This window comes from Azospirillum sp. TSO35-2 (assembly GCF_003116095.1).
Classification (GTDB): Bacteria; Pseudomonadota; Alphaproteobacteria; order Azospirillales; family Azospirillaceae; genus Azospirillum.
Map to the genome: position 1 here is coordinate 244,056 of NZ_LGRA01000018.1, position 13,789 is coordinate 257,844.

Consider the following 13,789-nt stretch of genomic DNA (forward strand, 5'->3'; position numbering starts at 1 on the left):
GCACCTGCGCGACTTCCTTTGCCGAGACGACCGCCCCGGCCTTTGCCGACCTACAGGTGAAGGCTCTCGGCCGTGCCGTCGGTCGCCTTTCCACCCCTCGGCAGTCGGTCCGCCTGCCAGCCGATGAGCGGGTCGCCGGCGCCGTGGCCGGCATCCCGATGGCCGCGCTCGGTCGCGGCCTGGCGGAAATAGACCATCACCAGCACCCGCACCGCCGACGCCAGATTCTCGCCCGACCGCTCGGCCACGCCGGAGAACAGTTCGGACGGGGTGAGGCCTTCGATCCGGCAAATCTCGTCCACGGCGTCCCAGATCGGCGCTTCCAGCTTCAGGCTGGTGCGCTTTCCGTTGACGATGGCGTTCTTTACGATCGGCTGGAGCATGGTGGCGATCCGTGCGCTGGGGTGAGACGCCATCCTGGTCGACCGATGCGGGTCCCGTCTGTGAAGAAGTTCACGTCCCACGGCATGGCGCCGACCACCGGTCGGGTGTCACTGCAAAAACGGGTTAGTCACGCCGCGGTGACAATTCCGGCACCACAAAATTTTCGCGCAGGAATCTCGTCGTGCGCCGTAGAATGAATGTGGAAGTGCGCCAATCCGGCAAGTCTTTACTTGATCTATCAAGACATCCACTTCGTGTCACGCACTCTGTCCGATCATCGTCACAAGCGGTGGCAAAGATCAGCCGAACGAAGATTCCGATTTATCTGTCGCAAATACCCCGCATATCGTCACCGGGCGGCCTGACAAGGGCTGCAGACGAGAGCTGAAGACCATCGCAAGCGATGGCCTGATGTCGACAAGGAAGACGCAGGATGCGTCCCGTCGTCTTCATCGGGTGTTCGGCTGAAATGCTTGGAGACTTCCAATGGCTACCAACTTTGCTACTGATCCGCTCAAAACCGTGATGTCCAAGGCCATCGCCGACACGGCGTCCGAAACCACCACAGCCGACAGCGCAGTCGCCGAGTTCCGGTCCCACCAGCCCTTTCACCACGCCACCCAGCCGGACACCGCCGGGACCGGCACGGCGTCCAGCGACACCACCGGCAGCGCCACACACCCGACGGCCACCCTGCCCACCCTGTCCGACAGCGCGGTGGCGGAGCTGAAGGCCGCCTACACCGCCGTGGAAAAGGCCATCGCCGACGCCAAGACGGACACGACCACCACCGACGCGACGACCACCGCGTCGTCCGACACCACCTCGACCACCTCCGATACGGCCTCGAACACGGCCTCGAACGCAGCGGACGACAAGGTGGACGACAAGGCGGCGCATCAGCCGCCCGCCGACCCGCTGGTCAAGATCCTGGCCGACGCCACCGGTGAAACCACCGCCACCGTCCAGGGCGTCCTGCATCAGATCCAGGCCGTGCTCCACCAGGAGCACAGGAGCGACGGCGCCGGCGCGCAGACCTCGACCGACACCGCGACGGCCACCACGACGACGGCCACCAGCACCGCGGACGCCACGGCCGGCGATGCGCCGAGCCATTGGCACGACCGTCTCGCGGCGCAGTCCGGATCGTCGGCCGACGGCTCCACCGCCACCGCCGGCACCAGCGGCGACGGCACCGCCCTGTGGCAGCATCACCTGATGCAGCACACGGCCGTCGACAGCGCCGTCACGACGAACGCCGACGTGGTGTCGGCGGTCGACGACTTCGCCCACACGGTGCAGACGCTCCATCTCGACCCGATGCACGGGCACGGCGTCGAGGGCGTTCATCTCGACAGCGCGGCGTAACCGGCCGGCGCGCAACCCCGCCGCTTCAGGGGCTCCGGCTCCCGAAGCGGCCCTCTCCCCGGCCGGCGCGGGGGGAGGATGCGGGGCGGCCGTCCGGCTGAAGGCGCGGCGCCGTCCGCCAGGTGATGGTGGCGGCGACCGCCAGCGCTCCCACCGTCAGCAGCAGCAGCCACAGCAAGACCCCGAAGGCGGCACCGTCGCGCTGGATGGCGACGACCAGCGCCGCAACCGCGCAGACCGTGCCCGACAGCCGCAGGCGGACCACGGTGCGGCGCAACGGCCCACGCCGGCGGTCGATCAGGTCGCGCCAGTGCCGCTCCAGCGTCAGGGCGACGGCCGCGAAGCCGAGATAGGCCAGGACGAACCCGGCCAGCAGCAAAAGCCCGTCAAGCATGGTCGGACACCTCGGCGTTCGTCGGCGCGACCATCCGCATTGGCCGATGGGCAAGGCGCCGGGCCACCCGCCACGACGCCAGCGCGGTCAGGGCGAGCACGCCGTCGACGCCGAGGATCGCCCAGTCCCCCCCGGCTAGCGCCCGGACCGGATGCTCGCCGGTGGTGATCCAGTTCAGCAGCACACAGGCCGCCGCCAGCCCGGCGACCGCCGTGCATTGGCCGCTCCATGGCGGGTTGCCGACGGTGCGCACGCCGGCGTGGAGGCCGGCCCCGATCCAGCTCAGGAAAAAGACGGCAACCTCGACCAGCTCGCGCGACGGCACCGCGGCCGGCAGCAGCCGGTTGGCCAGCATCATCGCCAGGGTGGCGATCAGCAGGCCGGTGGTGGTGCCGCAGGTCGCCGCGGCGACGGTGCGCCAGCCGACCCCCGGCCGCACGCCGTGCGCGACGCGGCGCTTCTCCATCCAGTGCAGCATGCCGGTGCCGATCAGGACGCAGCCGGACAGCCCGAACAGGAAATAGAGCCAGCGCAGCGGCCAATGCTCGAAGGCGGCGAAATGCAGCCCCGACAGCACCCGGTGCGTCGCCACCATCGGCCCCGGCCGCCGGTGCTGCAGCAGCGCCCCGGTCACGCCGTCGAAATAGACCGGCTCGACGTCCAGGCTGATGCGGTCGCCGGTGTCGCGGTTGATGCGGACGTAGGACGCCGCGTCGCCCGCGTTGTGGACGAAGATCACCGCCGGCTCGCCGCCGCCCCACAGGCGCCTGGCCTCCGCCACCATCGGATCGAGCGGGGCGAGCGGCGCCGGGATGCCGGTGCGCGGCCGCTCGTAACCGCCGAGCGCGTCGGTGTAGAACCGGTCGATGTCGCCGCCGTAAAGCGTCTGCACCCCGGCCGGCAGCACGATCGGCAGGATGATGACGATCCCGGTGACGGTGATCATCAGGTGGAAGGGCAGCACCAGCACGCCGGTCAGATTGTGCAGGTCGAGCAGCGAGCGCCGGACCTGCCCCCAGCTGCGGAAGGTGAAGAAGTCCTTGAAGATCCGCGCGTGGATGATGACGCCGGAGATCAGCCCGACCAGCATCGCCACCGACGCGAAGGACACGATCCAGTAGCCGACGAAGCCGGCCCGCAGATGCAGGCTGTAATGCAGCGGGTAGAAGAAGGAGCTGGCGCCCAGCGTCCCCACCGGCGGCAGCAGCGTGCCGTCGACCGTCGCCATGCCGCCGGCGTTGCCCTGGTCGGTGCGCACCCGCAGCGCCATCACCGGCCGCCGCGGCTCCGGCAACTGCACGTACCAGTCGCGCACCGCCCGTCCCGCCGCCAGCCGCTCCACCACCGGCCGCACCGCCCGGTCGAGCGACAGATGGTCGAGCGAGATCGGCACGCCAGCCGCCTCCACCCGCGTCGCCGGCATCATCCAGCGGTCGATCTCCTGCGCGAAGACCGCCAGCGAGCCCATGAAGAAGACCAGCATCAGCAACCCGCCGAGCGTCACCCCCGCCCAGGTGTGCGGCCACAGCATCGCGGCGCGCAGGGCCGGGCTGATCAGCTTGCCTTTCCTCGGCGTCCCACGGTTCGGCCCGCCGACCCGGCTCATGGCAGCGCCATCCGCACGGCGCAGGCGACGCCGGTCATCAGCGCCCCGCCGCCGCCCAGCAGAACCCAGCCCATGACCGCGCGCGGCACCGCGAAGGCCCACAACGCCGCCACCGGCAGGACGAGCAGCGCCAGCAGGCTGGCCGCCGTCACCGCCTCCGCCGGGGCAAGGCCGGCGAGCGCCCCCAGCGCCGACCCGAAGGCGGCGATGCCCCAGGCGAAGGCGTAGGCGCCGAAGACCGCCGCCGTCACCCGCAGCGCGGCGCGGAGGCGCGAGCGCCCCCGCGTGGTGCCGGCGGTCGCCGTCACGCCCGTTGCCATCACAGCTTCGCCCGCAGGGTCAGCAGGACGGTGCGCGGCTCGCCGTAGATGTTGCCGGACTGCGGCGTGCCGATGCGCTGGTAATAGGTGCGGTCGAACAGGTTCTTGACGTTGATCGCCGTCGTCACCTTCTCCGTCACGTCATAGGCGATGCGGGCGTCGACCGTCGCGTAGCCGCCCTGGGTCAGGCGGGCGTAGTTCAGCGACGGGAACTCGTTGTACATTGAGGTCTGGGCGTTGATGCCGCCGCCGACGCTCAGCTTGTCGTCGATCGATTCCGGCAGGCGGTAGTTGGTCCACAGCTTCACCTGGTGCGTCGGCGCGATGGCGGTGAAGGCGCTGGCCGCGTTCTCGCTGCTGTCCAGGCTCTTGGCGCGGGTGAAGGTGTAGCCGGCGTAGACGTCCCAGCCCGGCAGGATCTCGCCCGACAGGTCCAGCTCGACGCCGCGGCTGCGCGCCTTGCCGCCGGAGACGTAGATCGACTGGTTGGGGTAGCGCGTGTCGGCCTGCGGGCGGTTCTCCTCCTCGATGTGGAAGACCGACGCGGTGGCGTGCAGGCGGCCGCCGAGGTAATCGGCCTTGATGCCGGCCTCGTACTGGCGGCCCTTCAGCGGCTCCAGCACCTTGCCGGCGGCGTCGACGTAGGATTGCGGCTCGTAGACCTGCGAGACGCTGGTGTAGAGCGCGTAGGTGGAGTTCACGTCGTAGACGAGGCCGGCGTAGGGCGTGACCTTGCCGCGGACCGAGGCGCTGCTGTCCGCCGTGCCGGCCGGGATGTCGGTGTCGACCTTGGTCTGCCACCAGTTCATCCGCCCGCCGGCGATCAGGCGCAGCGGTTCGGCCAGCCGCAGGCGCAGCACGCCGTAGGTGCCCCAGCTGTCGGTGACGGTGGTGTTGTCGCGCTGCCAGTCGCGCCACGCCGGCTCGGCGACCGAGGCGTCGGGCGAAAAGATGTTCTGCGTCGCCGACCAGCTGCCGACGGCGTTGGCCGAACGGTTGCGGAACTTGACCCGCTCGTAGTTGGCGCCGACGACCGCCTCGTGGCTCAGGCCGAACAGCCCGAAATTGCCGGTGGCCGACAGGTCGGCGCCGATCTGCTGCTGGTCGTAGCGGACCTTCTGGGCGTACAGCGTCGTCCGGTTCACCCCGGGCGTGACCGGGGTGTAGGCGTACGCCATCGTCCGGTCCATGTCGTTGTCGATGTAGTGGGTCGCCAGCTTCACCGCCCAGCCGTTGTCGAAGCGGTGCTCCAGGTCGGCGAAGCCGCCCTTGGTGGTGAAGACGTCGAGGTTCCAGTCCTCGCCCAGCGAGGTGGAGCGCGGCACGTCGAGCAGCTTCAGCTGCGCTTTCCCGCCGACGACCGAGGCGTAGGCCGGCAGGTTCCAGGCGCCCTTGTAGCTCATGCGCTGGTACCAGGCGCCGGCGGTCAGCGTGGTGTCCGGCGTCAGGTCGGCGGCGATGCTGCCATAGCCGAGGCCGCGGCGCTGCTCCGTCCAGTCCTGGAAGCCGTTGCGGTCCTGGTAGGCGCCGACGAACCGGCCGCGCAGCGTGCCGGACTCGTTCAGCGGACCGGTGATGTCGCCCTCGCCCCGGTAGTTGGAATAGGTGCCGGCGGTCAGTTCGCCATAGCCTTCCAGCGTCTTCTTGGGCAGCTTGCGCACCAGGTTGACCGCGCCGCCCGGCCCGCCCATGCCGTTCAGCAGGCCGGCCGGTCCCTTCAGCACCTCCACCCGCTCGTACATCGCCAGATCGGGCGGCACGAAGATGCGGTCGTCCAGCGTGGTCGGCACGCCGTTGAACTGCAGGTTGGTGATCTCGAAACCGCGCGCGTAGAAGTTCAGGCGGTTGCCGTCGATCGGCTCCACCGTCACGCCCGGCGTCTGGCGCAGGGCGTCCTCCAGCGTGATGAGCTTCTGTTCCTCAATGCGTTCGCGCGGCACCGTGGTGACGGTCTGCGGCACCTCGCGCGGGGCCAGCGGCAGCTTGGACCCGACGGTGGTCGGCGGGTTGGCGTCGCGCTGGCGGTCGGCACTGACGTCGATCGCCGGCAGCGTCATGCTGTCCGACGTCGCGGCGGTCCCGCCGGCCGACCCCGTCGACGGCGTGGTGGATTGGGCCAGTGCGATGGCCGGCAGCAGCAGGGCTGCGGCGGCAACCGACCCCAGCAGGCGGACGCGTCCCCTGTCGTTGTTCTCAAGGCGCCCGGGCTGCCCGATGGTCTTCATTCCGATGGTCCCCCTTCATCAATGTGCGGATGTCCATGCCGCGGCCCCCCGTCAGGCCCGCGGCGATTCCCTGGGCGATCTCTTGCGCGCGGATCGGCAGGATGGAGAGCAGGGTGTCGCTCAGCCCGTGGGTGGCCTCGCAGCAGCCCTGGAGATAAATGCCGGCGGTGCAGCCGGGCACGGTGGGCAGGCGGTAGTCGCGCCCGACCTCGCCGTCGGTCAGCCAGGGTTCCATCGGTCGCAGCAGGTCGCGGTGGATGTGCCGCCGGTAGCCGGTGGCGAGCACCACCGCGCCGTAGCGCCGGCTGTCGCGCCCGCCATGGTCGAGGCCGGCGAGATCCAGCACGACGCCGGCCACACTGTCCGCACGGGCGTCCGCACGGGCCGCCAGGATGTCGTGGCGGGTCAGCATGCGGTGGCGGTCCGACCGTTCGACCTTCTGCTGGTAGAGGATGCCGTAGATCGCGTCGATCAGCTCGGGATCGACGACGGCGTAGTTGGTGTTGTGGAAGGCGCGCAGCAGCGCCTCGCGCTCGCCCGGCGGCAGGCCGTAGAGATAGTCGGTGTAGCCGGCGTCGAAGACCTGGTTGGCGAAGGGGCTGCTGTCGGCCGGCCGCATCGCCGGACCGCGTGCGATCACATCCACCGCGACGCCGCGGCCGTGCAGGTCGAGGAAGATTTCGGCGGCGCTCTGCCCCAGCCCGATCACCGCCACCCGCCCGGCCCGCGCCAGCGCGTCGGCCGCCGCCAGATAGTCGTTGGAATGGACCACCAGCGGCCCGCCGGACGCCGCCTTCCCCACCAGCTCCAGGAACGGTTCCGGCACCTTCGGCGTCGCGCCGGCGCCGATCACGACGTTGCGGGTCAGCCAGGAGCGTTCGCGCCCCATCCGGTCGCGCGCGTGGACGCGCAGGCGCGACACGCCCTCGCCGGTCCGTTCCGGCTCGACGGCGGTCGCCTCCAGCCCGTACTCGCACTGGTCGTCGAAGTCGGCGGCGACCCAGGCGAGGTAGTCGTTGAACTCGCGCCGGCTGGGATAGAAGGTCCGCAGGTTGATGAAGTCCTGCAGGCGGCCCTGGCCGTGCAGGTAGTTGAGGAAGCTGTAGCGGCTGGTCGGATCGCGCAGCGACACCAGATCCTTCAGGAAGGAGATCTGCATCCGGCTGCCATGCAGCAGCATGTTGCCGTGCCAGACGAAGCGGTCGCGCTTTTCCAGGAAGCGGCAGCCGAGGTCGACGCCCGCCTCGCGCAGGGCCACCGCCAGCGCCAGGTTCGACGGGCCGAAGCCGACGCCGACGAGGGCGCAGGCGCCGTCACCGGTGTTGCCGCCGCCGATCAGCGCGGGGATCCCGTGCATGGCTCAGGCCCCCCGCGCCACGGAGGATGGAACGGCGGAGGGCGGCACCACCGGGTCGGCGCGCGGCAGCCACAGCCGGTCGGCGAAGAAGCGTTCGCGCAGCAGCATGACCAGCATCGCCCGCTTGTGCGGGAAGTCGAACTCCTTGACCTTGGCGAAGCCGGAGCGGTCGAGGTTGCGGATCTGCTGGTGGTGGTCGGCGCGCGGCTCGCCGACGATGCGCTGGGTGCGGGCGTCGTCGAGGAACATGAAATGCACCAGCGACGGCAGCCACGCGCTGACATGGGCCCGGCCGCGCACCTGCGCCTCGCCGATCAGCACATGCCAGCCGCGGTCGTAATCCTGCGCGTCGTAGAAGGCGCCGATGCGGTTTTCCTTGGCCCAATAGACCTCGAAATAGCCGAAGGGCTCGCCGTCCAGGCTGGCGATCAGCGGCATGGTGTGGGGGTCGGACAACTGCGCCTCCAGATAGGCGCGGTGCTTGGCGAGATCGCCCTCCTCCTGCCAGAAGACCGCGACGCGCGGGTCGTTCTGCCAGCGATGGAAGCGCTCCAGATCCTGGTCGAGGTCGACGACGCGGAAGGACAGCGTGCGGTCGAGCCAGGGGATGTGGCGGGCGTAGAGCGTGCCGCGCGGCTTGGGCGCCCGGCGCGGGTGGTAGCGGCCGTTGGAGACGACGTGCGTCTGCGGATAGCCGGTCGACCCCGCCCCCAGCAGCCACAGGTCCGGGCGCTGGAACAGCGTGGCGGCCGCGGCCAGCGGCGCCCCGCCCGCATCCTCCTGAGCGACGCCGTCCCGGCACAGCGCCTCGGCCAGGGCGTCGGGCGCCAGCAGGCGCAGGGTCGCCGGGTCATCGGCCTGGACGAAGGCGGCCTCCAGCGCGGCCAGCGCCGCCAGCCGCCGGGTGTCGCCCGCCGCGACGTCCTCGACCAGCGTCAGCGCCGGGGCGGCGCCGTCGCGGTCGAGCCGCCAGCGCTGCTGCACGGCGTCGTCCAGCCGGACCGTCAGCTCCGCCCCGCTCCACGAGGAACGGAACGGGCGGCCGAGCGCGCGGCAGAGCGCCGGGGCGCCGCCGGGCGCGGTGGTGAGGATGGGATCGGCGGTCATCGAAGGCGCCTCCTTGGGCCGGTCCGCGATGGGCACGGCCGGGGTGTTTGAGCGGGATGGCGTGGCGGCCGGAATCAGGACACTCGGCATCAGGGGACCGCCCGCGCCGGGCGGGGCGGGGTTTCCGCCGGATCGGACCACGCGGTGGCCGGCGACCAGGGCGTCAGCACGCCGGCGTCGCAGCGCAGCACGCGGTCGGCGACGTGGAAGTAGCGGTCGTCGTGGCTGACGGCGACGATGGTGCGGCCGCCGCGCTTCAACTCGGGCAGCAGCTCCTCGTAGAAGAAGCGGCGGAACACCGGGTCCTGGTCGGCGGCCCATTCGTCGAGCAGCAGGATCGGCCGTTCCTCCACCACCGCCGACAGCAGGGCCAGACGCTTGCGCTGCCCCTGCGACAGCCGGATGTCGGACAGCCGGTCGCCGTCCAGCGTCACCTTGCGGTCCAGCCGCAGCCGGCGCAGGAAGGCCCGCGCCAGCTCCTCGTCCAGCCGGCCGCCGGGACCGACCAGCCGTTCGAACAGGTGCGGGGCGGAGAAGACGGCGCTGACCTGCTCGCGGTGCCAGCCGCGCCGTTCTTCCGTCACCTCCAGCCCGGCGAGGCGGATGGTGCCGGCGGTCGGGCGGCGCAGGCCGGCGAGCAGGGTCAGCAGCGTCGACTTGCCGCCGCCGTTGCCGCCGACGATGAACAGCGTCTCCCCCGCCTCCACCGTCAGGTCGACCGGGCCGAGGTGGAAGCCGGGCTCGTCGCCTTGCGCCGGGTGGTCGTGGACGACGCCGGACAGGCTCAGCAGCGCGCCGCGGACCGGCAGCACCGGGTGCAGGGCCGCCAGCCCACCGGGACCGGGGCCGAAATCCGCCCGGTGCGGCTCCAGCCGCAGCGCCTCGACCTTCGCCAGCGCGACGGTGCCGGACAGCAGGATCGGCAGGGTGCCGACCAGATCGTTCAGCGGCATGCGCAGGAACATCAGCACCAGCACGAAGCCGGCGGTGTGCTCGCGCGGCAGGCCCAGCGCCGCGCCGGCGGCGAAGATGCCGGCGATCAGGCCGAGGATGACCAGCGCGGTCCAGCTCAGGCTCATCACCCAATAGCGGTCGGCGCGCGTCTCGGTCGCGCGGGCACGCTCGGCGGCGGCGGTGACGTCGTGGCGGTGGAAGACCCGCTTGCGGGCGGCGTTCAGCGCCAGCTCGTTGCGGCCCTCCACCGCGCCGCGGTAGCCGGCGAACAGACGGTCGTCGGTCTCGCGCACCTCGATCATCAGGCGGCGCATCGCCGACACCCAGCCATAGGCCACCGCCACGCCCAGCCCGATCACCGCGGCGCTGAGCAGGACGAGTTGCCAGGACAGCCACGCCAGATAGGCGAAGCCGCCCAGCACCAGCACCGCGTTGCAGAAGACGAAGGGCAGCCGGTTGAACGCCTGCCCGACCGCGGTGATGTCCTTGGTCAGGGTGGCGTAGAGCGCCGGGACGCCGATCGCCTCCAGCCGCTCGACATCGGTGTCGAGCAGCCGCTTGACCGTGCCGGTCCGCATCTCGCACACCACCCGGTGGCCGAGCGCGGTCAGGATGGCCTGGGCGGCGAAGCCGCAGCCGAACACCGCCGCCAGCAGCAGCGCGATCAGCGCCAGGGTCGGCGCGTCGGGCGCGGCGGTGCCGGCGATCAGCCGGTTGACCAGCGCGATCACCGACAGGCCGGCCAGCGCCCCGGCGGCCCCCAGCAGCAACGCCAGCGGCATGCGCCAGCGGAAGCGGCGCAGAAGGGGGAGCAGCAGGCTCATCGCGCCGCCTCGCCATCACCGGAGGCGGCGTCCGGCGCGTCGAGCAGCCCGGCCATGAAGGCGAGGTCGGCCGCGTCGTCGGCGACGCCCGCCGCCTCGATCAGCGCGGCCATGGCGCGGACGGTCGGGGCGCGGAGCAGGTCACCCAGCGGCAGGTCGGGGCCGAAGACGCTGCGGATGCGGGTCTGCAAGCGGACCAGCCGCAGCGAATGGCCGCCCAGCCGGAAGAAATCGTCGGTGGCGCCCAGGCCACGGCACTCCAGCACCTCTTCCCACAGCGCGGCCAGACGGGCTTCGGTGTCGGTGGCCGGCGCCTCGAAGGCGGCGGGGCACGTGGCGGCGGAGGGCGCCGGCAGCGCCCTGCGGTCGATCTTGCTGTTGGCGTTCAGCGGCAGCCGGTCCAGCACCACACAGACCGAGGGAACCATATAGCCGGGCAGGCGAGCCGCCAGATGGGCGCGCAGGTCGGGCGGCTCGGTGCCGTCCGCCGTCACCAGATAGGCGCAGAGCAGCGCCTCGCCGACCGCCGAGCCGTGGGCGACGACGACGGACTGGCGCACCCGCGGGTGGCTGTCCAGCGCCGCCTCGACCTCCGCCGCCTCGATGCGGAAGCCGCGCACCTTCATCTGGTGGTCGCGGCGGCCGAGGAACTCAATGGCGCCGTCGCCACGGCGGCGGGCGCGATCGCCGGTGCGGTACAGCCGGCTGCCCGGCCCGCAGCCGGGAGCGTCGGCGTCCGGGAACGGGTTGGGCACGAAGGCCGCGGCGGTCAAGGCGGGCTGGCGGCCATAGCCGCGCGCCAGCCCGAGCCCGCCGATCCACAGGTCGCCGACGACGCCCGGCGGCACCGGCTCCAGCCGGTCGTCCAGGATGTGCAGGCGGTTGTTGGCGATGGCGTGGCCGATCGGGATCGTCGCCTCGCCCTCCCCCACCCGCTCCACCGGCCACGCCGCTGACCAGACCGTGGTTTCGGTCGGGCCGTAGAGGTTCAGCAGGCCGACGCCGCGCGCCAGCAGCCGGCGCGCCAGATCGGCGCCCAGCGCCTCGCCGCCGCACAGCGCGCGCAGGCCCGGCCCGACAGCCGGCCCACCCCGTTCGGTCGCGTCCAGCAGCATGCGCCAAGTGGCGGGCGTGGCTTGCAGCGTGGTGATGCCGTGGCGCTCGATCAGCCGGGCGAGCGCTTGCGGGTCGAGCGCCTCCTCCCGCGTGGCGACGACGACGCGGGCGCCGGTGACCAGCGGCAGGAACAGCTCCAGCCCGGCGATGTCGAAGCCCAGCGTCGTCACCGCCAGCAAACGGTCGTCGGCGGTCAGCCCGACCGGCTCCTGCATGGCGTGGAGGAAATTGGCGAAGGCGTGCCGGTCGATCTGCACGCCCTTCGGCACGCCGGTCGAGCCGGAGGTGTAGAGCGTGTAGGCGAGCTGGCGCGGGTGCACCGGCCGGCCGAGGTTGCCGTCGTCCAGGCGCTCGAATCCGACGGCGCACTCGTCCAGCGGCGTGTCGATCACCAGGGTGGGGGCGGCGTGCGCCCGGATGGGGGCGTTGCGCGCCGCCGGCTGGTCGGGGTCGAGCGGCAGATAGGCGCCGCCCGCCTTGTGGATAGCCAGCAACGCCACCAGCAGGTCGGCCCCGCGCGGCAGCGCCACCGCCACCAGGCGGTCGGTCGTCACCCCGCGCGCCGCCAGCCAGCGCGCCAGCCGGTTGGCCCGCGCGTTCAGCGCCCGGTAGGTCAGCGCCGTCTCGCCGAAGACGGCGGCGACGCAGTCCGGCAGGTCGGCGGCAACCCGCTCGAAGCGGGCGAGCATGTCCTCCGCCGGGTCGAGCGGCAGCGCGGTGCGGTTCCAGTCGGTCAGCTCCGCCTCCCGCGGCGCCGGGTCGAGCAGCGGCAGCGCCGCCAGCGCGGCGTCAGGGTCGGCGAGCAGCCCGGCCAGCAACGTGCGGAAGCCGGCGGCCAGCCGCTCCACCGTAGCGGCGTCGAACAGGTCGGTGGCGTAATCGAGCGCGCAGAGCACGCCGTCCTCGCCGATGGCGACGTCGAGCGCCAGATCGACCTTGGCCGTCGTCTCCGGCACCGGGATCGCCTCGACGGTCAGTCCCGGCAGGCGCAGGCGGGCGGGCGCCTCCATCCGGACGTTCAGCAGCGTCTGGAACAGCGGCGTGCGGCCGGGATCGCGCGCCGGCGCCAGCCGTTCCAGCAGCCGTTCGACCGGCGCGGCGCCGTCGTCGAGCGCCGCCAAAGCCTCGGCCCGCAGGCGCCGGCACAGCAGCCGGCCGGTCAGACCGGGCGACAGCCGGGCGCGGAAGATCTGGGTGTCGACGAAGAAGCCGACCAGCGGTTCATACGCCTCGTCGGCCCGGCCGGCGTTGGGCACGCCGACGGCGAAATCGCTCTGTCCCGACCAGCGGCCGAGCAGGGCCTGCCACGCCGCCAGCAGCAGGATGAAGGGCGTGCAACTCTCCGCGCGGGCGAGGGCGCGCAGGTCGCGGACGATGGCGGCGGACAGCGGGAACTCGACCCGCGCCCCGTCGCTGCCGCGAACCGCCGGGCGCGGCCGGTCGGTCGGCAGGTCGAGCGCCGGGATGCCGGTGCCGAGGCTCGCCACCGCCCGGTCGACCGCCCGTTCGGTCCGCGCCAGCGCGGCGTCGCCCCGCTGCTCGACGGCGTAGTCGGCGTATTGCACCGGCAGCGGCGGCAGCAGGGCGGCGGGGGCCGCGTCCTCATCCAGCAGGGCCGCGCGGTAGGCGGTCAGCAGGTCGCGCGCCAGGATCGGGTTGGACGGGCCATCCGACAGGATGTGATGCATCGCCAGCACCAGCGCGGCGTCGCCGCCGGCCAGCGGCAGCAGGGTGGCGCGCAGCGGCGGTCCGGCGGCGAGGTCGAAGGGCCGCCGCGTCTCCGTCCGGATCCGCCGGGCCAGGGCTTCGTCGTCCAGGGCGCCCGTCTCCGGCGTCAGGCCCAGCGTCGGACGCGACAGCACGGCCTGGACCGGCGCGCCGTCGCGCTCCTCGAAACGGGTGCGCAGGATGGCGTGGCGCCAGACCAGCGCCTCCAGCGCCCGTTCCAGCGCCGGCACGTCCAGCGCGCCGCTCAGCCGGAAGGCGCGGGTCAGGTTGTAGGCGGTGTCGGCCGGGTCCAGGCGCTGAAGCAGCCACAGCCGCTCCTGCGCGAAGGACAGCGGCGCGGTCCGCTCGATGCCCGGGGCCGGGGCCGCCCGTCGCAGCGTGTCGCTCATGCCGGCCTCCCTATGAT

The 13,789-nt window shown here is 72.2% G+C and carries 10 protein-coding genes; 1 reads left to right on the forward strand and 9 read right to left on the reverse strand.

Features of this window, described 5'->3' with window-relative positions; all coding sequences use genetic code 11:
- Positions 1–50: 50 nt before the first annotated feature.
- The gene (locus TSO352_RS12095; protein WP_109107590.1) at positions 51–383 is read right to left on the reverse strand and encodes a ribbon-helix-helix domain-containing protein; all 333 of its coding nucleotides are present in this window, start codon (positions 381–383) and stop codon (positions 51–53) included.
- A gap of 526 nt (positions 384–909) precedes the next feature.
- Between TSO352_RS12095 and TSO352_RS12100 the strand changes: the two genes are divergently transcribed.
- Complete coding sequence (locus TSO352_RS12100; protein ID WP_109107591.1) at positions 910–1,752, forward strand: hypothetical protein; 843 nt, start codon at positions 910–912, stop codon at positions 1,750–1,752.
- 25 nt (positions 1,753–1,777) lie between these two features.
- Here the strand turns inward: TSO352_RS12100 and TSO352_RS12105 are convergent, their stop codons facing one another.
- The 8 genes from TSO352_RS12105 to TSO352_RS12140 all read right to left on the reverse strand — a co-directional run bounded on the left by TSO352_RS12105 (position 1,778) and on the right by TSO352_RS12140 (position 13,772).
- The gene (locus TSO352_RS12105; protein ID WP_109107592.1) at positions 1,778–2,146 is read right to left on the reverse strand and encodes a DUF3325 domain-containing protein; all 369 of its coding nucleotides are present in this window, start codon (positions 2,144–2,146) and stop codon (positions 1,778–1,780) included.
- Positions 2,139–3,752: a PepSY-associated TM helix domain-containing protein gene (locus tag TSO352_RS12110; RefSeq protein ID WP_109107593.1), complete on the reverse strand. Its 1,614-nt coding sequence runs from the start codon at positions 3,750–3,752 to the stop codon at positions 2,139–2,141. The genes TSO352_RS12105 and TSO352_RS12110 overlap by 8 nt, the downstream gene beginning before the upstream one ends.
- The gene (locus TSO352_RS12115; protein WP_199231575.1) at positions 3,749–4,072 is read right to left on the reverse strand and encodes a hypothetical protein; all 324 of its coding nucleotides are present in this window, start codon (positions 4,070–4,072) and stop codon (positions 3,749–3,751) included. Before TSO352_RS12115 ends, TSO352_RS12110 begins: the two co-directional genes overlap by 4 nt.
- The gene (locus tag TSO352_RS12120) at positions 4,072–6,297 is read right to left on the reverse strand and encodes a TonB-dependent siderophore receptor (RefSeq protein WP_109107594.1); all 2,226 of its coding nucleotides are present in this window, start codon (positions 6,295–6,297) and stop codon (positions 4,072–4,074) included. The genes TSO352_RS12115 and TSO352_RS12120 overlap by 1 nt, the downstream gene beginning before the upstream one ends.
- Entirely contained in the window at positions 6,266–7,654 is a 1,389-nt protein-coding gene (locus tag TSO352_RS12125; protein WP_109107595.1) for a lysine N(6)-hydroxylase/L-ornithine N(5)-oxygenase family protein, read from the reverse strand. Before TSO352_RS12125 ends, TSO352_RS12120 begins: the two co-directional genes overlap by 32 nt.
- 3 nt (positions 7,655–7,657) lie before the next feature.
- Positions 7,658–8,761, reverse strand: coding sequence for a GNAT family N-acetyltransferase (locus tag TSO352_RS12130; RefSeq protein WP_199231576.1), 1,104 nt, complete (start codon positions 8,759–8,761; stop codon positions 7,658–7,660).
- A gap of 89 nt (positions 8,762–8,850) precedes the next feature.
- Complete coding sequence (locus TSO352_RS12135) at positions 8,851–10,539, reverse strand: cyclic peptide export ABC transporter (RefSeq protein WP_109107597.1); 1,689 nt, start codon at positions 10,537–10,539, stop codon at positions 8,851–8,853.
- Positions 10,536–13,772: a non-ribosomal peptide synthetase gene (locus TSO352_RS12140; RefSeq protein ID WP_109107598.1), complete on the reverse strand. Its 3,237-nt coding sequence runs from the start codon at positions 13,770–13,772 to the stop codon at positions 10,536–10,538. Before TSO352_RS12140 ends, TSO352_RS12135 begins: the two co-directional genes overlap by 4 nt.
- Positions 13,773–13,789: the final 17 nt, after the last annotated feature.

Excerpts from the sequence above, each read along its gene's own strand:
- TSO352_RS12095 (WP_109107590.1), bottom strand. The coding sequence starts at position 383 with ATGCTCCAGCCGATCGTAAAGAACGCCATCGTCAACGGAAAGCGCACC.
- TSO352_RS12100 (WP_109107591.1), top strand. The coding sequence starts at position 910 with ATGTCCAAGGCCATCGCCGACACGGCGTCCGAAACCACCACAGCCGAC.
- TSO352_RS12105 (WP_109107592.1), bottom strand. The coding sequence starts at position 2,146 with ATGCTTGACGGGCTTTTGCTGCTGGCCGGGTTCGTCCTGGCCTATCTC.
- TSO352_RS12110 (WP_109107593.1), bottom strand. The coding sequence starts at position 3,752 with ATGAGCCGGGTCGGCGGGCCGAACCGTGGGACGCCGAGGAAAGGCAAG.
- TSO352_RS12115 (WP_199231575.1), bottom strand. The coding sequence starts at position 4,072 with ATGGCAACGGGCGTGACGGCGACCGCCGGCACCACGCGGGGGCGCTCG.
- TSO352_RS12120 (WP_109107594.1), bottom strand. The coding sequence starts at position 6,297 with ATGAAGACCATCGGGCAGCCCGGGCGCCTTGAGAACAACGACAGGGGA.
- TSO352_RS12125 (WP_109107595.1), bottom strand. The coding sequence starts at position 7,654 with ATGCACGGGATCCCCGCGCTGATCGGCGGCGGCAACACCGGTGACGGC.
- TSO352_RS12130 (WP_199231576.1), bottom strand. The coding sequence starts at position 8,761 with ATGACCGCCGATCCCATCCTCACCACCGCGCCCGGCGGCGCCCCGGCG.
- TSO352_RS12135 (WP_109107597.1), bottom strand. The coding sequence starts at position 10,539 with ATGAGCCTGCTGCTCCCCCTTCTGCGCCGCTTCCGCTGGCGCATGCCG.
- TSO352_RS12140 (WP_109107598.1), bottom strand. The coding sequence starts at position 13,772 with ATGAGCGACACGCTGCGACGGGCGGCCCCGGCCCCGGGCATCGAGCGG.